Source organism: Microbacterium altimontanum (genome assembly GCF_058349865.2).
Window position 1 is genome coordinate 71,483 of the sequence record NZ_JBYRJB020000004.1, and the last position, 16,654, is coordinate 88,136.

General features: G+C 70.9%; 18 protein-coding genes. 5 read left to right on the forward strand and 13 right to left on the reverse strand.

What is annotated here, in order from left to right; translation table 11 throughout:
* Nucleotides 1-19 precede the first annotated feature (19 nt).
* Nucleotides 20-1,489, reverse strand: coding sequence for an HNH endonuclease signature motif containing protein (locus AC3RX1_RS07600; RefSeq protein WP_498239229.1), 1,470 nt, complete (start codon nucleotides 1,487-1,489; stop codon nucleotides 20-22).
* A 379-nt stretch (nucleotides 1,490-1,868) separates the two neighbouring features.
* Between AC3RX1_RS07600 and AC3RX1_RS07605 the strand changes: the two genes are divergently transcribed.
* Nucleotides 1,869-3,026, forward strand: a complete 1,158-nt coding sequence (locus AC3RX1_RS07605) for a MalY/PatB family protein (RefSeq protein ID WP_491500625.1) — start codon at nucleotides 1,869-1,871, stop codon at nucleotides 3,024-3,026.
* An 81-nt stretch (nucleotides 3,027-3,107) separates the two neighbouring features.
* Here AC3RX1_RS07605 and AC3RX1_RS07610 read toward each other — a convergent pair whose 3' ends face one another.
* Genes AC3RX1_RS07610 through AC3RX1_RS07635 form a run of 6 tightly spaced genes read right to left on the reverse strand, consistent with a single transcriptional unit; the run spans nucleotide 3,108 to nucleotide 8,189 of the window.
* On the reverse strand, nucleotides 3,108-3,998 hold the full coding sequence (locus AC3RX1_RS07610) for a siderophore-interacting protein (RefSeq protein ID WP_491500626.1): 891 nt from the start codon (nucleotides 3,996-3,998) through the stop codon (nucleotides 3,108-3,110).
* Entirely contained in the window at nucleotides 3,995-4,804 is an 810-nt protein-coding gene (locus tag AC3RX1_RS07615) for an ABC transporter ATP-binding protein (protein WP_491500627.1), read from the reverse strand. Before AC3RX1_RS07615 ends, AC3RX1_RS07610 begins: the two co-directional genes overlap by 4 nt.
* On the reverse strand, nucleotides 4,801-5,877 hold the full coding sequence (locus AC3RX1_RS07620; RefSeq protein WP_491500628.1) for a FecCD family ABC transporter permease: 1,077 nt from the start codon (nucleotides 5,875-5,877) through the stop codon (nucleotides 4,801-4,803). Before AC3RX1_RS07620 ends, AC3RX1_RS07615 begins: the two co-directional genes overlap by 4 nt.
* Nucleotides 5,874-6,932 (reverse strand): FecCD family ABC transporter permease, encoded by a 1,059-nt coding sequence (locus AC3RX1_RS07625; RefSeq protein ID WP_491500629.1) that lies wholly within the window; start codon nucleotides 6,930-6,932, stop codon nucleotides 5,874-5,876. The genes AC3RX1_RS07620 and AC3RX1_RS07625 overlap by 4 nt, the downstream gene beginning before the upstream one ends.
* Complete coding sequence (locus tag AC3RX1_RS07630) at nucleotides 6,932-7,960, reverse strand: iron-siderophore ABC transporter substrate-binding protein (protein ID WP_491501007.1); 1,029 nt, start codon at nucleotides 7,958-7,960, stop codon at nucleotides 6,932-6,934. The genes AC3RX1_RS07625 and AC3RX1_RS07630 overlap by 1 nt, the downstream gene beginning before the upstream one ends.
* 43 nt (nucleotides 7,961-8,003) lie before the next feature.
* Nucleotides 8,004-8,189, reverse strand: a complete 186-nt coding sequence (locus tag AC3RX1_RS07635) for a hypothetical protein (protein WP_491500630.1) — start codon at nucleotides 8,187-8,189, stop codon at nucleotides 8,004-8,006.
* Nucleotides 8,190-8,261: 72 nt separating this feature from the next.
* On the opposite strand from AC3RX1_RS07635, the gene AC3RX1_RS07640 reads away from it, so the two are divergent.
* Nucleotides 8,262-8,390 carry a hypothetical protein gene (locus tag AC3RX1_RS07640; protein ID WP_491500631.1) on the forward strand — a complete coding sequence of 43 codons (129 nt, stop codon included), beginning with the start codon at nucleotides 8,262-8,264 and terminating at the stop codon, nucleotides 8,388-8,390.
* Between the two features lie 214 nt (nucleotides 8,391-8,604).
* Here AC3RX1_RS07640 and AC3RX1_RS07645 read toward each other — a convergent pair whose 3' ends face one another.
* Complete coding sequence (locus tag AC3RX1_RS07645; protein WP_491500632.1) at nucleotides 8,605-9,225, reverse strand: DedA family protein; 621 nt, start codon at nucleotides 9,223-9,225, stop codon at nucleotides 8,605-8,607.
* Between the two features lie 185 nt (nucleotides 9,226-9,410).
* Here AC3RX1_RS07645 and abc-f point away from each other — a divergent pair, with 185 nt between their 5' ends.
* Nucleotides 9,411-11,009 (forward strand): ribosomal protection-like ABC-F family protein, encoded by a 1,599-nt coding sequence (gene abc-f / locus AC3RX1_RS07650; RefSeq protein WP_491500633.1) that lies wholly within the window; start codon nucleotides 9,411-9,413, stop codon nucleotides 11,007-11,009.
* Between the two features lie 35 nt (nucleotides 11,010-11,044).
* Here abc-f and AC3RX1_RS07655 read toward each other — a convergent pair whose 3' ends face one another.
* From AC3RX1_RS07655 to AC3RX1_RS07665, 3 genes are read right to left on the reverse strand one after another with little or no spacing between them, the layout of a single operon-like run.
* On the reverse strand, nucleotides 11,045-11,956 hold the full coding sequence (locus tag AC3RX1_RS07655) for an SURF1 family cytochrome oxidase biogenesis protein (RefSeq protein ID WP_491500634.1): 912 nt from the start codon (nucleotides 11,954-11,956) through the stop codon (nucleotides 11,045-11,047).
* Nucleotides 11,953-12,180, reverse strand: coding sequence for a hypothetical protein (locus AC3RX1_RS07660; protein ID WP_491500635.1), 228 nt, complete (start codon nucleotides 12,178-12,180; stop codon nucleotides 11,953-11,955). The genes AC3RX1_RS07655 and AC3RX1_RS07660 overlap by 4 nt, the downstream gene beginning before the upstream one ends.
* Nucleotides 12,177-12,617: a DUF3099 domain-containing protein gene (locus AC3RX1_RS07665; protein WP_491500636.1), complete on the reverse strand. Its 441-nt coding sequence runs from the start codon at nucleotides 12,615-12,617 to the stop codon at nucleotides 12,177-12,179. Before AC3RX1_RS07665 ends, AC3RX1_RS07660 begins: the two co-directional genes overlap by 4 nt.
* Nucleotides 12,618-12,737: 120 nt before the next feature.
* Between AC3RX1_RS07665 and AC3RX1_RS07670 the strand changes: the two genes are divergently transcribed.
* Entirely contained in the window at nucleotides 12,738-13,448 is a 711-nt protein-coding gene (locus AC3RX1_RS07670) for a beta-ketoacyl-ACP reductase (RefSeq protein WP_491500637.1), read from the forward strand.
* 7 nt (nucleotides 13,449-13,455) lie between these two features.
* Here the strand turns inward: AC3RX1_RS07670 and serB are convergent, their stop codons facing one another.
* Together serB and glgC are read right to left on the reverse strand one after the other, a co-directional pair.
* The gene (serB, locus tag AC3RX1_RS07675; protein WP_491500638.1) at nucleotides 13,456-14,088 is read right to left on the reverse strand and encodes a phosphoserine phosphatase SerB; all 633 of its coding nucleotides are present in this window, start codon (nucleotides 14,086-14,088) and stop codon (nucleotides 13,456-13,458) included.
* A 59-nt stretch (nucleotides 14,089-14,147) separates the two neighbouring features.
* Nucleotides 14,148-15,392: a glucose-1-phosphate adenylyltransferase gene (glgC, locus tag AC3RX1_RS07680; protein WP_491500639.1), complete on the reverse strand. Its 1,245-nt coding sequence runs from the start codon at nucleotides 15,390-15,392 to the stop codon at nucleotides 14,148-14,150.
* A 46-nt stretch (nucleotides 15,393-15,438) separates the two neighbouring features.
* Here glgC and glgA point away from each other — a divergent pair, with 46 nt between their 5' ends.
* On the forward strand, nucleotides 15,439-16,653 hold the full coding sequence (gene glgA, locus AC3RX1_RS07685; RefSeq protein ID WP_491500640.1) for a glycogen synthase: 1,215 nt from the start codon (nucleotides 15,439-15,441) through the stop codon (nucleotides 16,651-16,653).
* Nucleotide 16,654 lies beyond the last annotated feature (1 nt).

The window sequence follows — 16,654 nt, forward strand, 5'->3', positions numbered from 1 at the left end:
CGACGGATTGACGCGCGCCTCAGAAGGGTGCGGGGTCGCGTTCGAGTGCCTCACGCATGGCGTGTCTGTGTTTCGGGTCCGGGTCGAGCAGCGCGGCGATCTGGAATCTGACGGTGCCGGGTGGTCTGGTGAGGTGGGTGCGGCGGGTGGGCGCTGTCCACCGTAGGATCCCGCCGCCGAGCTGCTCCACCGTCCAGTCCGTCTCATGTTTCACGGTGTGGTGGCGTTTGCACAGGTGCTCGAGGTTGCACAGGCAGGTGGGGCCGCCTTCGGCGTATGCGATGGTGTGGTCGATGTCGCAGTTCTGGGCGGGACGCCGGCATCCGGGGAATCGGCATTGCCGGTCCCGCACCTGTAGGTACAGTTTCTGCTTCTTGGTGGGTCGGTACCGGTCGACGCTGATCGGTACCCCGGTGGACGGGTCGGTGAACACCCGCACCCAGCCCGGCGCCGCCCCGGCGAGCTGCTTGGCGGTGTCGTCGTCGATGGGCCCGAACCCGGCGACCGCGGCCCCACCGATCGTGGTGCCCGCCAAGGTGGTCGCCGGGACAGTGACGTGCACGGTGGGTGAGATGGCGCCCAGCGCGTTCCGTGTATCGTCCGTGGCGCCGTGGCCTTCGGGGACGCTGGTCAGCAGCAGGTCGCAGAACACGTCCGCCATGATCTGCGCCTGCGTCCGCTCATCGAACACCGGCGCCTCGGCCGCATCCGCGATCGCGTCGTCGGTCACTTCACCAGTCGCGCTGCACTCTGCGATCGCGGCATGTCCATCATCGGCGGAGCCCGATTCGGTATCAGCCTCTGCGATCGAGCCATCTTCCACGTTCGACGCAGCGGCGGCTGCTTCGGCTTCGGCCTTCTCTGCCTCGTTCTGTGCGTACAGTTCCGCGGCCATGTCCCGCAAACGGTTGAACAGCCCGACACCTTGCGCGGTGGGCACGTCGGCGGTGATCCGGGACAGGCCCGGCTCCAGTTCCCGCACCGTGACCTTGCGGCGCTTGACGGCTTCGCGTACCCGTTGCTCGGTGCCCTCCGGGTCCAGGCGCTGCACCAGCCCGTCCAGGGCGGGGCGGAGCTGCCCGGGCGTCATCTCTGCCGCCATGTCACAGGCGACAGCTTCGTACTCCCGCCGCACCGTGTCGTCTTGGATGTCGATCCCGGTATCGGCGATCACGGTCGCATGGTCCGGGGAGATCCGCCCGGCGGAGGCGTCGCATAGCGTCTCGTAGAACTGGTGCGTGAGCGTCCACGCGAGCGACACCTTCCGGGCCACCTGCCATTCGCTCAGCCGCAGGGCGGCAGCGATCTCGCCGTACACCTCCCGCATTGCCAACTGCGAGGCGGGATTGGCGACGCCCAATCGCGCGCCGCGTTCCCGTTCCCGGCGCTCCACCAGGCCCGCGACGCGTTCGAAGAAGAACATCTCCGCCGCGAACGCCGACGCCGCCCGCTCCCGACAGTGGGAGAGGTGATCGACGATCTCATCCAACTCGGAGATCACCGGAGACAGACCCGCGCTCGGTGTCGACATCGGTGCCACCTCCTCGTCGAGATCCTCCTGATCGGTACCTCCAGTGTACCGAACAGGCGTTCGATCTGCAAGGATCTTCTTGCCCCGAAATCTTGCCTGAAGTGGCGAAACAAGGCTGTTTCGTCGTCCACCTTCACCGCCACCGCGAGCGGTCGCTGGCCTTCACAGATTCGCACATAGCATCACCCATCCTCAGCGTTCTTTATGCCCTCGCATCTCCGCCCCGTGACGGATCTCCCCAACCCGAACACCTGCCACCCAAGCCGGCGGAGGACGGGAGCCGAAACCCGACGACACCGCGCCGGCCGCCGCCAGCCCCGCTCGATAGGCTCAAGACGTGACCACCGCTCCACTTCACGCACTGCCGATCGATCAGCTTCGCCGACGCTCCAGCACGAAGTGGCGGACCTATCCCGAGGATGTGCTCCCGCTGTTCGTGGCGGAGACCGATTTCCCGCTGGCCCCGGCGATCTCCGAGCGTCTGGCGGCCGCCGTCGCGCTCGGCGACACAGGCTACACACCGCCGGACCCCGGCATCCGCTCGGCCTTCGCCGCGTTCGCACAGCGCAGGTTCGGATGGACCGTCGATCCCGCGCGGGTGCGGTCGACGTGCGACGTGATGATGGGGGTCGTCGAGATCCTCCGCGCGGTCCTCGAGCCCGGCGATCGGGTGGTCGTGACGCCTCCGGTGTATCCGCCGTTCTACGACTGCGTGCCCGAGGCCGGCGGCGTGGTGGAGCGCGTCCCGCTGCGCGAGAACGGCGCGGGATGGGAACTCGATCTCGACGGCATCGAGGCGGCCTTCGCCGGGGGAGCAAAGGCACTGCTGCTGTGCAACCCGCATAATCCGACCGGCACCGTGCACGCACGCGAGACCCTGGCCGCCCTCGGTGAGATCGCCCGCCGACACGGTGCGGTGGTCGTGAGCGACGAGATCCACGCGCCGCTCACTCAGCCGGGGGTCCCCTTCACTCCGTTCCTCGCGGCGGGAGATGCCGCTGCCGAGGTGGGATTCGCGGTCACGAGCGCGAGCAAGGCGTTCAATCTCGCCGGCCTGAAATGCGCGCTCATGGTGACCGCCGCCCCCGAGACCGCGGCGGTCGTCGACGGTCTTCCCGCCGAGGTGGAGTGGCGCACCGGGCTGTTCGGCGCCCTCGCCGGCGTCGCCGCCTTCGACGAGGCGAGCGACGAGTGGCTCGACGCGCTGCTGGCGGCCCTCGACGAGAATCGGCGCCTGCTCGCCGACCTCCTCGCCGAACTTCTCCCGGCCGCCCGTTACCGCATTCCCGACGCCGGCTACCTCGCCTGGGTCGACCTCACCGCCCTTGGCTGGGGCGACAACCCCGCCGAGCGGATCCTGCGCGAAGCGAAGGTCGCACTGCACTACGGTCCGGCGTTCGGGGCCGAAGGCGCCGGACACGTCCGCATCAACGTCGGCTGCTTGCCCGACGTGCTGCGGGAGGCGGTCCAGCGCATCGCCGCCCTCGCCGGCTGACCGGCTGACCGGCTGCGTACAAGCCGGTAGCGCCCCGCCACCGCGGCCGGCTGACCGGCTGCCTGCAGCGGAGGCGGCGGGTCAGACCTCCGCGCGCCCCAGCCGCCAGTAGCCCATGAACGCGACGGCTCGCCGGTCGACGCCGTGACCGGCGACGAGGTGACGCCGCAGCTGCTTGATCGCGCCCGCTTCGCCGGCGAGCCAGGCGTACAGCGGTGCGCTCTTCAGCGCCGCCCCGCCCTTCGCAGTGCGCGGGACCTCCCACAAGATCGCCTCGTCCACGTCGATCTCCTCCACCTCGGCGCCGCGACCCGCGGGGACGAGGGCGGCCGCGGCATCCGGCACCGCCGCCAGAAGGTGGTCGTGACGCGACCCGTCGGCGCGCGCCGCCACCCGGTAGTCGAATCCGGGATGGCGCGGCAGGTACGCGACGTCATCGGGGTGCGGCACCTCGACGACAACAGTGCCGCGCGCGGTCGCCGGCAGCTGCTCGAGGATCACGGCGATCGCCGGCGCCGCGGTCTCGTCGCCGGCCAGGAGATAGTGCTCGGTGCGTGCGGGGGGAACGAAGTCCAGGCCGAGGCTCACGCCGTCGCCGAGGGTCGGCCCGAGCAGCAGCACCTCGTCGCCCAGTTTCGCCCCGGCGATCCACGCCGACGCGGGACCCGAGACGTCATGCACGACCATGTCGACGTCGACCTCGCGCTCGGCGTGCCGGACCGCACGCGTCGTGTAGGTCCGGAAAGCCGGTCGCTCATCGTCGCCGAGCGCGCGCCAGCGGTCGTACCAGTCGTCGCCGGTGGGCATCCGGTCCAGACCCACGCCGCCGGGGAAGACGATCTTGATGCGCTGGTCGAACCCCGGGTCGCCGAAGTCCGCGAGCTCCTCGCCGGCGAATGTGAACCGGCGGAAGCCGGGGGTGACGTCGACGATGCGCGTCACGGCGGCGCGGAAGAATCGGTGGCCTGTCATGCCAGGCTCCTCACATGGTGGCGGCCCCGGGGGAGCACGATCGGCGCGCCCGTCAGCGGATCGTCGATGACGGCGCAGTCGAACTCGAACACCTCGCGGATGAGGTCGGCGTCCACGATCTCGGACGGGGCCCCGGCCGCGACGACCCGCCCGTCGCGCAGGGCGAACAGGTGGTCGGCGTATCGCGCGGCGAGGTTCATGTCGTGCAGCACCATCACGATCGTCGTCCCGCGGGTGCGGTTCAGATCGGTGAGCAGATCGAGCACCTCGACCTGGTGCGCGACGTCGAGGAACGTCGTCGGTTCGTCGAGCAGGAGGATGTCGGTGTCCTGCGCGAGCGCCATCGCGATCCAGACGCGCTGCCGCTGGCCGCCGGACAGCTCGTCGATGGAGCGATCGGCGAGGTCGGCGGTACCGGTCGCATCGAGCGCGCTCGCGACGGCCGCGTCGTCCTGGGCGCCCCATCGGGCCAGCATGCGCTGGTGCGGCTGTCGACCGCGGCCGACGAGATCGGCGACGGTGATTCCCTCGGGCGCGATCGGACTCTGCGGGAGCAGGCCCAGCGTGCGGGCGAGCTGCTTCGTGGGCTGGCGCTGCACCGGCGCGCCGTCGAGCAGCACCTGACCCGACTGCGGCCTGAGCAGCCGCGCGAGGGCCCTGAGCAGCGTGGACTTGCCGCATCCGTTCGCCCCGATGACCGCGGTGATCGCACCGGCCGGCACCTCGAGATCGAGCTCCGAGACGATCGTCCGCTCACCGTAGGCGAGGGTGAGCGAGGCGGCGGACAGGGTGTGCGACGCGGTCACAGCGCGGCCCCCGATCGGTTGAGGCGGATGAGCAGGAAGACGAGGAACGGCGCACCGAGCACGCCCGTCACGACGCCGACGGGGTAGCGGTGGTCGAACGCGAACTGGCCGACGAGGTCGGCCGTCAGGACCAGCAGCGCGCCGACGAATCCGGAGGCGGCGAGCAGCGACGTCGACGGCCCGACGAGGCGTGCCGCGATCGGCCCGGACATGAAGGCCACGAAGGCGATGGGCCCGGCTGCCGACGTCGCGAACGCGAGCAGGGCGACGGCGGCGATGAGGGCGAGGATGCGTGTGCGCTGCGCATGCACGCCGAGGCCGGTCGCGGTGTCGTCGCCGAGGCGCAGGGTGCCGAGGGCGCGCGACTGCGACAGGAGCAGAGGCACGAGCACCGCCGACGCGAGGGCGAGCGGCGCGATGGCGGGCCAGGCCGCCGCGTTCAGGCTCCCGGTGAGCCAGCGCATCGCGGCCTGGAGATCCCAGGACGGGGCGCGCGACAGCGTGTAGGTGACGACGCTGTCCAGCATCGCGGCGACTCCGATGCCGATGAGGATGAGTCTTGTGCCGGCGAATCCGCCGCGGTGGGCGAGGAGCCAGATGGCGGCGGCGGTGACGAGCGCTCCGACGAGCGCCAGGAGGGACACTGCGACGGTGTCGAGCGACAGCAGCACGATGCCGACGACGGCAGCCGCGCTGGCGCCGGAGCTGATGCCGATGACGTCGGGGGAGGCGAGCGGATTGCGCAGCATCGTCTGGAACGTGACGCCCGCGGCGCCGAACGCGAATCCGGCGAGCACGGCGAGCACAGCTCGCGGCAGCCTGAGGTCGCCGACGGTGAACGACGCCCCGGGCACCGTCTCACCGGTGAGCACCCGCCAGACCTCGGCGGGCGTGTAGAAGGTGTCGCCGACCATGAGAGACACGGCGAACATGGCGAGCACGGCCGCTGCAAGGCCCGCCACGACGAGGACCCGGCGGCGCAGCCGACGGCGGCGTCCGGCGACGATCGTGCGCACGGTCGACGCATCCGGAGTCTCGACTCTCGTCGACACCGCATCCACTGTGGCACTCACAGGTCGCGCACCTTCTGGCGACGGACGATCCAGATGAAGAACGGCGCGCCCACGAGCGCCGTGACGATGCCGACGTCGAGTTCGCTCGGTCGCGCCACGAGGCGGCCGATGACGTCGGCCGCGACGAGCAGGCTCGCCCCGGCCACGGCGGAGAACGGCAGAAGCCAGCGGTGGTCGCTCCCCACGAGCAGCCGGCACAGGTGCGGCACGACGAGGCCGACGAAGCCGATGGGGCCGGCCACCGCCGTCGCCGCGCCGCAGAGGATCACGGCGCCCGCCGCGCTGAGCAGCCGCGTGCGCATGACATGGGTGCCCAGACCGGCGGCCATGTCGTCGCCGAGCGCGAGCGTGTTCATCCCGCGGGCGCTCAGCAGACAGATCGCCGCGCCCGCGAGCAGGACTGGCAGCACGAGACCGATCCGATCCCATGTGGCACCGCCCACACCGCCGATCTGCCAGAACCGGAAGCTCTCCATCGCGTCGGCGCGGGGGAGCAGGATCGCCTGCACGAGCGAGGCGAACGCCGCCGACGTGGCGGCTCCCGCGAGCGTGAGCTTCAACGGTGTTGCGCCGCCGGCGCCGAGCGAGCCGATGGCGTACACGAAGACCGCGGCGATCACGGAGCCGATCACCGCGGCCGCCATGAGCGCTCCGGGCGACGACATCCCGACCAGCACGATGCAGACGACGACGGCCAGCGCGGCGCCGCCGGAGACCCCGAGGATGCCGGGGTCGGCGAGCGGGTTGCGGGTGATCGCCTGCATCGAGGCGCCGGAGAGCGCGAGCGCGGCACCGACGAGCACGGCCAGAGCGGTACGCGGAAGACGCGCGACGACCGCCGCCTCGCCCACGGTGTCGGTGTGGCCGGCGAGAGCCGACAGCACCTCCGCGGGCGGCACGAGCCGCACGCCGAGGGCCACCGACGCCGCGCACAGTGCGGCGAGTCCGCACACGCCGACGAGGAGCCATCCAGCGCGGGCCGTGCGGTTTCGTCGTCGCGGGACCGCCTGTGCCGGGGCGATGGACGCGGCGCTCGCCGGCGCCGTCGCGGTCATCAGCCGAGTGCCTTCGCGAGCAGTGCGAAGTAGTCGTGGATCCCCCAGCCGATGGAGAGGGGCGACGGGTTCGCCGACGAAGCGAGCGGGGTGTCGTTCTTCAGCACGGCGATGTGGCCGGCCTTGATCGCGGGGATCTTGGAGAGGAGCGGGTCGGCCTGCAGCGCCGTGATCATCGCATCGGCGTCGTCGCCGTAGGTCACGAACAGGTCGACGTCGCTGAACCGGTCGGCCTGTTCGGCGCTGACCGTGACGTAGAACTCCTTGGTCTTCGCCGACTCGTCCTTCACGATCTGCGGCTCCGGCATCCCGAGATCCCGCAGGAATCCTGGACGCGTGTCGTGCTCGGTGTAGAACCCGATCTTGCTGAAGTCGGCCGGGTCGATGTAGGAGAAGAGGACCTTGGCGTCCTTGAGCTTGGGGAAGTCGGCGAGCGCCGCGTCGACCTCGCCGTGCAGCTTCTCGATGAGGGCGTCGCCCTCCTTCTTCAGGCCGATGGCCTCGGAGTCCATGCGGATCATGTCCTCGTACGATGTGGCCCAGGCGACGCCCGGGTAGGCGACGACCGGCGCGATCTTCGACAGGGTGTCGTAGTCGCTCTGGCTGAGGCCGGAGTACGCGGCCAGGATGACGTCGGGCTTCGTGTCGGCGACGGCCTCGAAGTCGATGCCGTCGGTCTCGTCGAACAGCACCGGCGTCTTGGCACCCAGTTCGTCGAGCTTGTCCTCGACCCAGGGCAGCACGCCGTCGTGGTCGTCGTCGCCCCAGGTGACCTTCGCCATTCCGACGGGGACCACCCCGAGCGCGAGCGGGACCTCGGCGTTGCCCCACGCGACGGTGGCCACGCGGCCCGGCTTCTTCTCGATCGTGGTGGTGCCGTATGCGTGCGTGATCGTCACGGGGAAGCCGTCGGATGCCGCAGCCTGCTGCGCGTCGGCCGGTGCCGCGGCGCCGGCGGCGCACCCGGAGAGAAGGAGCGAGGAGGCAGCGACCACGGCGAGGGCGGCCAATGACAGGGCACGGCGGATGGGCACGGAGGGGCTCCTTCGTGGAGAGGCTGGTTTGGTAAGGCTAGCCTAACAGTGGCGCGGGTGGTGTTTCACCCATCCGTGGAACGTCGACCGCGAGGCGCGAGCGCCGCCCGAGCCGGATCGCCAGCACCAGCAGCGCGACAGCCGTCGCCGCGGTGGCCGGCGAGGTGCCCGCGACGAGCAGCAGCACGATGCCGGCCAGCGCCACGGGGATCGCGGCCGCCACGGTCCAGCCGGGGGCGGGGCGAGACGCGGGATGGGCCTCGATGCGCGACAGTGCGCGTCCTCCCTCGACGCCATGAGCGGGATCAGGGCCGCGGCCGCGGTGAACATGAAGGTCGCTGTCGTCGGGCGGCCGATCCCCACCAGCGGCGCCGCGACGGCGACGGCGCCCAGCAGCATCGTGGCGGGCACCGGAGATCCGTAGACCGCCGCCTGGACGGGGACCAGCACGGCATACAGCGCGACGGCGAGGACGGCGAGGACCATCATCACGACGATCCGGCGATTCCGGAGCCCGTCGAACCTCACGAGCCGCAATCCGGCCCGCGCGTCCTCCTGCCTCTTCTCCCGGGGTTTCGGGGGCTTCTCGGCCTTCGGCTTCAACACCCCCGGCTTCGCGCCCTTCGCTCGCATGGCTGTCATCCTGCCATCTCGGCGCGGGCGACGCGGCGGCGCCGAAGTGTGGCGATCCGATCGACGATCACGCCGATGACGATCGCGATGAGGACGCCGATCACGGTGGCGAGCAGCGGTTCGTGCGCGAGCCAGCTGCCGGCGAGGATGCCGATGCCCGCGCCGTACACGGCCCAGGACACGCCGGCCAGCGCGCTCACCGGAAGGAAGCGCCCCCAGGGGTAGCCGAGAGCGCCGGCCGACATGTTCACGGCCACGCGCCCGCCTGGGATGTAGCGAGCCCCGATGATCAGCGCCGCGCCGTTGCGGGTGAGCGAACGCTCCGCGTGCGAGAACGCCGCGGCGACCCGCGGCCGGCGCATCCAGGCGAAGCGCCGGGTGCCCACGACGCGCCCCAGCGCGTACGCCAGATTGTCGCCGAGCATCGCGCCGAGCGCCGCGACCAGGCACAGGAGCGGCACCGCCACCAGCGTCCCCGACGCCGCGGCAGCGGCCGCAGCCGCCACCAGCACGGTCTCGCTCGGGACGGGAGGGAAGACCGCGTCGACGGCGGCGACGGCGAACATGACGAGCAGCACCGAGGGGGAGGCCGCCGCGGCGAGGATGAAGGCGTTGATCGTGTCCACACCGGAACGGTAGGTGCGCCGTGCGGGGCGGCACATCACTCTCCGGTATCGTCCGTCTCATACTTCGGAGGGGTCTTCCCGATGCCGGCACCACCTCCGGCGCGGGGTCACGCGACGGCGGCGACCTATACTGGGAGGCTGGCCCGTCGGCCGCATCACCTCTTCGAACGGAATGGACGTCTGCTGTGCTCGCCGTGCACGACCTCGAGATCCGCGTGGGCGCACGCACGCTCATGGCGGACGTATCGTTCCGCATCGCGGCGGGCGACAAGGTCGGGCTCGTCGGCCGCAACGGCGCCGGCAAGACCACGCTGACGAAGGTGCTTGCGGGCGACCTGCTGCCCTCGGAGGGCGAGGTGACGCGCTCCGGCGAGCTCGGGTACCTTCCGCAGGACCCGCGCTCCGGCGACCCCGACATGCTCGCGCGCACCCGCATCCTCGACGCCCGCGGCCTCGGCACGCTGGCGCTCGGCATGCGCGAGGCCTCCGAGCAGATGGCGGACGACGATCCGGATGTCGCAGCCCGCGCGATGCGACGGTATGCGAATCTCACCGAGCGCTTCGAGGCTCTCGGCGGCTACTCCGCGGAGGCGGAGGCGGCATCCATCTCGCACAATCTCTCGCTGCCCGACCGCATCCTCGACCAGCCGCTGCGAACGCTCTCCGGCGGCCAGCGCCGCCGCATCGAGCTCGCACGCATCCTGTTCTCCGACGCCGACACCATGATCCTCGACGAGCCGACCAACCACCTCGACGCCGACAGCGTCGTGTGGCTGCGTGAGTTCCTCAAGGGGTACAAGGGCGGGCTGATCGTGATCAGCCACGACGTGGAGCTCGTGGGGGAGACCGTCAACCGCGTGTTCTACCTCGACGCGAACCGTCAGGTGATCGACCAGTACAACATGAACTGGCGCAACTACCAGCGCCAGCGGGTGGCGGACGAGGAGCGTCGCAAGAAGGAGCGCGCGAACGCCGAGAAGAAGGCCACGGCGCTGCAGCAGCAGGCCGCGAAGTTCGGCGCGAAGGCGACCAAGGCCGCCGCGGCCCACCAGATGATGGCGCGCGCCGAGAAGCTCCTCAGCGGACTCGACGAGGTGCGTCAGGTCGACCGCGTCGCGAAGCTCCGGTTCCCGAAGCCGGCGCCCTGCGGCAAGACGCCGCTCATGGCGTCGGGCCTGTCGCGCTCGTACGGGTCGCTCGAGATCTTCACGGATGTCGACCTCGCGATCGACCGCGGCTCGAAGGTCGTCGTGCTCGGCCTCAACGGCGCGGGGAAGACCACGCTGCTGCGGATCCTCGCCGGCGTCGACGACCCGGACACCGGCCAGGTCGAGCCCGGGCACGGGCTGAAGATCGGCTACTACGCGCAGGAGCACGAGAACCTCGACGTGCACCGCTCGGTGCTCGAGAACATGATGTCGGCGGCGCCCGACATCTCCGCCACCGAGGCGCGCAAGGTGCTGGGATCGTTCCTGTTCACAGGCGACGACGTGCTGAAGCCCGCCGGCGTCCTGTCCGGCGGCGAGAAGACGCGCCTGTCGCTTGCCACGCTCGTCGTGTCCAGCGCCAACGTGCTGCTGCTCGACGAGCCGACGAACAACCTCGACCCGGCGTCGCGCGACGAGATCCTGGGTGCTCTCGCGCACTACGAGGGCGCCGTGGTGCTCGTCTCGCACGACGAGGGGGCGGTGCAGGCGCTGAACCCCGAGCGCGTGCTGATCCTGCCCGACGGCGTCGAGGACATCTGGGGCCGCGACTACATCGACCTCATCACGCTCGCCTGACGTCGCCGCATCCGGTCCCGCCGTCCCCGGCCGGGCTACCGAGCCGCGCGGTCGAGCAGGGCGTCCTCGTCCTGTGCGTCGCGGTCGTCGCGTGCCGCGCGCCGGGCCTGGGCCCGCGTCATCGACCGCTCCGCCTGCAGGCGTGCCGCGGCCTCCGGGTCGGTGGCGGCCAGCGCGGCGATCTCCGCCGCATCCTCCGCATCCTCACGGCGCACCCGCCGCTCCGAGCGGATGACGTACCAGATGAAGATGAAGCCCATGACGGCGAACATGATCCACTGGATGCCGTACGAGAGGTACGGGCCCGGGTCGGCCGACGGCGAGTCGAAGCCCTGCGGCGACACGGACGGCGCCGGGTCCTCCGAGACGAGCTGGCCGTAGGCGCCCTGCTCGAGGGAGGCGTCGCCGGTCTTCTCGGCGATGAGCGGCAGGTGCACCGACGGCACCTGTCCGGCGGGAGCGTCGGCGCCCGACGGGGGCAGGTTCTCACCCGGGACGAGACGCGCGACGACGGTCACCTCGCCCTCGGGCGCGGCGGGGAGCACATCGGGGGTGGGCTGCCGATTGCCCGGCGGCTCCCATCCGCGATCGATGAGGAAGACACGCCCGTCGGCCAGGCGGAACGGCACGACGAACTCGTACGCGGTCGTGCCATCGTGCACGCGATTGCGCACGAGAAGCTCGTCGTCGGCGCGGTACCGGCCCGTCATCGTGACGGGGCGCCATTCGTCCTCCGGGTCGAGCGTCGCACCGGGTGCGAGCAGCTCGGCGAGCGGCACGGGCTTCGCATCGTAATTGCGGGAGATGAGGTCGAGCTGCTCGGTGCGCGCGGCGTTCTTCGTGAGCTGCCAGTTCGACAGGAACGCGCAGGCGATCGCGAACACGATCGCGACGCCGACGTAGGCGGTCCAGCGGACGGCGGCCGGGGCGTTCTGGCGGCGGCTCATCGGGTCTCCTCGATCGGGAGGAAGGGCTCGATCGACACCGGGAACCGGCGCGATGCGAGGTAGTCGTGCAGGTAGGCGGTGTGCTCCGCGCAGGCGAGCCAGACCTTGCGGCGGTCGGGCGCGTGGATCCGCGGATTGCGCCAGACCACCTGTGCGGTCGCGGTGGCGGTGCAGCCCGCACGCGAGCAGATCGGCCCGCCGTCGCGGGACGACGCAGGGATCACGACTGCTCGTCTTCGGGCTCGGTGCGCGCGTCGCGCTCCGTGCGGTCCGTGGGAGGCTCGGCTGCGGTCGTGCGGTCGCCGTCCGGTGCCCCTGCGGCGAGACCCTGGGTCTCGGCGACGCGGATGACCGTGGGGGAGTCGGCGGCGGATGCGGCGGAGCCACCGGATGCCTCGAGCTGACGCTCGGGACCCACCGCCGGAACGGTCTTCGACTCCTGGCCGACGTTCGCGAGGACGACGGCGATGTACGGCAGGAAGATCGCGGCGGCCCCGAATACCCAGGTGTACCAGCCGAACGGCTGGATGAAGACCATGAGCACGAAGCACAACACGCGCACGCCCATCATGATGAGATAGCGCGTCGAGCGACGGCCGACCTCGTCGCGCGGAGCGGGCGGAAGCGAGGTGGCGGACTGGTGCTGGTCGGAGGTCTTCACTGTGTTCCAGACTACGGCTTCCAGACTACGCCGCCCGGCGGGTCCGGTCGCCGATCGAGGCGACGTTCCGGCGCCGCTAGGCTGGTGCGAGCATCCGTCCCGACCGCTGTGGAGCCCTGAATGTCTGAAGACCGCGTCGTCCTCGTCACCGGTGGAAACCGCGGCATCGGCCGCGCGATCGCGGAGCGCTTCGTCGCAGAGGGCTACAAGGTCGCCGTGACGGCCCGATCGGGCGAGGGCCCCGAGGGGACCCTCACGGTCCGCGCCGATGTCACCGACACGGCGGCCGTCGACGCCGCATTCAGCGAGGTCGAGCAGAAGCTCGGCCCCGTGTCGATCGTCGTCGCCAACGCCGGCATCACGAAGGACACGCTCCTGCTGCGGATGACGGAGGACGACTTCGACAGCGTGGTGGACACGAACCTCGGCGGCACGTTCCGGGTCGTCAAGCGCGCCTCCAAGGGCATGCTGAAGGGACGCTGGGGCCGCGTCGTGCTGATCTCCTCCGTCGTCGGACTGTACGGGTCGGCCGGGCAGATCAACTACGCGAGCTCGAAGGCGGGCCTCGTCGGCTTCGCCCGCTCGCTCACACGTGAGCTCGGCGCCCGCGGCATCACCGCCAACGTCGTGGCTCCCGGGTTCATCGAGACGGAGATGACGGCCGAGCTGCCCGAGGACACGAAGGCCGAGTACAAGAAGGCGATCCCGGCCGGCCGCTACGCGAGCGCCGACGAGGTCGCCGGCGTGGTCGCATGGCTCGCCTCCGACGACGCCGCGTACATCTCGGGCGCCGTGATCCCCGTCGACGGCGGCCTCGGCATGGGGCACTGACCCCGTCTCACGGCAGCAGCGGCACGACCTCGGCGAGGTCGACCCGGCCGATCACGAGATCGGCGTGCGCACGCACGGCGGGCTTCGCGTTGAACGCGAGCCCGAGCCCGGCGGCGGCCATCATCTGCAGATCGTTCGCGCCGTCGCCGATCGCGATCGTGCGGGACAGCGGGATGTCGTGCGCCGCGGCCCACTCGCGCAGCGCCGCCGCCTTGCCCGTCGCGTCCACGATCGTGCCGTCGACCCGGCCGTTCAGCGCACCGCCCGCGACCTCCAGCCGATTCGCGCGCCAGACGTCCACCCCAAGGCGCGGCGCGATGGTGTCGAGGATCTCGTGGAACCCGCCCGAGACCACGCCGACGACGCCGCCCCGCTCGTGCACGGCGTCGATCAGCGTCGTGACCCCCGGCGTCGGCTCGATGCGCTCCAGCACCCGCGCGAACGCGGGGAGCGGCACGCCGCGCAGCGCCTCGACCCGCGAGCGCAGGCTGGCGGCGAAGTCGACCTCTCCGCGCATCGCGGCCTCGGTGGCGGCGGCGACCTCGGCGCCGCGCCCGGCCTCATCGGCGATGAGCTCGATGACCTCGTTGCGGATCAGGGTGGAGTCGGCATCGAGGACGACGAGAAGACGCGCGGGCACCCGACCACAGTACCGACGCCGGGCGGCGCCTCCGGTGCAGATGTCGCAGCCGGGCCTCGTCAGGCGTCGACGTGCACGCCCTTGCCCACGATCGTGATCCCGGAGTCGGTGACGGTGAACCCGCGCTGCAGGTCGCGCTCCCGGTCGACGCCGACGGTCGCGCCGTCGGCGAGCACGACGTTCTTGTCCAGGATGGCGCGATGCACGCGCGCCCCCTGACCGACGCGCACGTGGTCGAACAGCACGGCGTCCGTGATCGTCGATCCGCCGGCGGCGAGGGTCCACGGCCCCACGACGCTGCGCTCGAGATGCGTGCCCGACAGCACCGAGCCGAGCGACACGATCGAGTCGATCGCGTTGCCGATGCGGCCGACCGAGTCGCGCACGAACTTCGCCGGCGGCGAGTTCACGGTCTGCGAGTGGATCGGCCAGGCGGTGTTGTAGAGATTGAAGATCGGCAGGGTCGAGATGAGGTCCATGTGGGCGTCGAAGAACGAGTCGATCGTCCCGACGTCGCGCCAGTACGACCGGTCGCGATCCGTCGATCCCGGCACGTCGTTCGCCTTCATGTCGTAGACGCCCGCCTCGCCGCGGTCCACGAAGTACGGCACGATGTCGCCGCCCATGTCGTGGTTGCTCGTAGACACCTCACCGTCGGCGGTCACCGCCTCCACGAGCGCGTTCGTGTCGAAGATGTAGTTGCCCATCGACGCGAGCACCTCGTTCGGCGAATCGGCGAGACCCGTCGCGTTCTGCGGCTTCTCCAGGAACTGACGGATGCGTCCCTCATGCTCGGGGTCCACATCGATGACCCCGAACTGGTGGGCGAGTCCCACGGGCTGGCGGATGCCGGCGACCGTCGCGCGCGCGCCCGAGGCGATGTGCGCGTCGAGCATCTGCCGGAAGTCCATCCGGTACACGTGGTCGGCGCCGATCACGATCACGATGTCCGGCTGCTCGTCGTTGATGAGGTTGAGGCTCTGCAGGATGGCGTCCGCCGAACCGGAGAACCAGCGCTTGCCGAGGCGCTGCTGGGCGGGCACCGAGGCGACGTACGAATCGAGCAGCGCCGACATCCGCCAGGTCTGCGAGATGTGCCGGTCGAGACTGTGCGACTTGTACTGCGTCAGCACGACGATCTGCCGCAGCCCGGAATTGATGAGGTTCGAGATCGCGAAATCGATGAGCCGGTACTGGCCCCCGAACGGCACCGCGGGCTTGGCGCGATCAGCGGTCAGCGGCATCAGCCGCTTACCCTCACCGCCGGCGAGAATGACTCCGAAGACCCTGGGTGCGGCTGGCATGGCACCACACTATTCCCCGATGCGCGCCTGTACTAGCGTTCCTGACATGCGCGTGGATGTTGTGACGAAGGAATACCCTCCGGAGGTCTACGGCGGTGCCGGCGTGCATGTCGCCGAGCTGGTGAAGGCCATGCGAGCGCTGCCGGCGGGCGACCGCGTGCCGCTCGACGTGCGGGTGCGGGCATTCGGGGCGCTGCGCGACGAGAAGGGCACCACGTCGTATCCGGTGCCCGACGAGCTGCGGACCGCGAACGCCGCCATCCAGACGCTCGGGGTCGATCTCGAGATCGTCCCGGATGTCGCGGGTGCACAGGTGGTCCACTCGCACACGTGGTATGCGAACTTCGCCGGCCACCTCGCGTCGCTGCTGCACGGCATCCCGCACATCATCACCGCGCACAGCCTCGAGCCGCTGCGCCCGTGGAAGGCGGAGCAGCTGGGCGGCGGATACGCGGTGTCGAGCTTCATCGAGCGCACCGCCTACGACGCGGCCGCGGCGATCGTCGCCGTCAGCGACGGAATGCGCTCCGACATCCTGCGCAGCTATCCCGAGCTCGATCCCCGCAAGGTCCGCGTCATCTACAACGGCATCGACGTGGACGCGTGGCACCCCACGACCGACCCGGAGCTGCTCGCCACCCTCGGCGTCGACGCGTCACGGCCGAGTGTCGTCTTCGTCGGGCGGATCACCCGGCAGAAGGGGCTTCCGCACCTCCTGCGGGCGGCGCGCCTGCTGCCGCCCGAGGTGCAGCTCATCCTCTGTGCCGGCGCCCCCGACACGCCGGAGATCCTCGCCGAGGTGACCGGGCTCGTCTCCGAGCTGCAGGAGTCACGGGACGGCGTCGTGTGGATCGACCGGATGCTGAGCAGGCACGAGCTGTGCACGGTGCTCACGGCGGCGACGGTGTTCGTCTGCCCGTCGGTGTACGAGCCGCTCGGGATCGTGAACCTCGAGGCCATGGCGTGCGGGGCGGCCGTCGTGGGGACGGCGACGGGCGGCATCCCGGAGGTCGTGGTCGACGGTGTCACCGGCCGGCTGGTGCCGATCGACCAGGCGGACGACGGCACCGGCACTCCGAACGACCCCGAGCGCTTCGCCGCCGATCTCGCCGCCGCGCTGACCGAGGTGGCGCTCGACCCGGAGCGCGCCGACGCCTACGGACGGGCGGGTCGCGAGCGCGCGGCGCGGGAGTTCAGCTGGGACACCATCGCCGCGCAGACGGCCGCCCTGTACGCGGAAGTGACCGGGTCCGGCCGATAGG

Bases quoted from the DNA above. Each gene is read 5' to 3' on its own strand.
- AC3RX1_RS07625 (WP_491500629.1), bottom strand. From the start codon at position 6,932: ATGACCGCGACGGCGCCGGCGAGCGCCGCGTCCATCGCCCCGGCACAG.
- AC3RX1_RS07640 (WP_491500631.1), top strand. From the start codon at position 8,262: ATGAGCGGGATCAGGGCCGCGGCCGCGGTGAACATGAAGGTCGCTGTC.
- AC3RX1_RS07610 (WP_491500626.1), bottom strand. From the start codon at position 3,998: ATGACAGGCCACCGATTCTTCCGCGCCGCCGTGACGCGCATCGTCGAC.
- glgC (WP_491500639.1), bottom strand. From the start codon at position 15,392: ATGCCAGCCGCACCCAGGGTCTTCGGAGTCATTCTCGCCGGCGGTGAG.
- AC3RX1_RS07655 (WP_491500634.1), bottom strand. From the start codon at position 11,956: ATGAGCCGCCGCCAGAACGCCCCGGCCGCCGTCCGCTGGACCGCCTAC.
- AC3RX1_RS07670 (WP_491500637.1), top strand. From the start codon at position 12,738: ATGTCTGAAGACCGCGTCGTCCTCGTCACCGGTGGAAACCGCGGCATC.
- glgA (WP_491500640.1), top strand. From the start codon at position 15,439: ATGCGCGTGGATGTTGTGACGAAGGAATACCCTCCGGAGGTCTACGGC.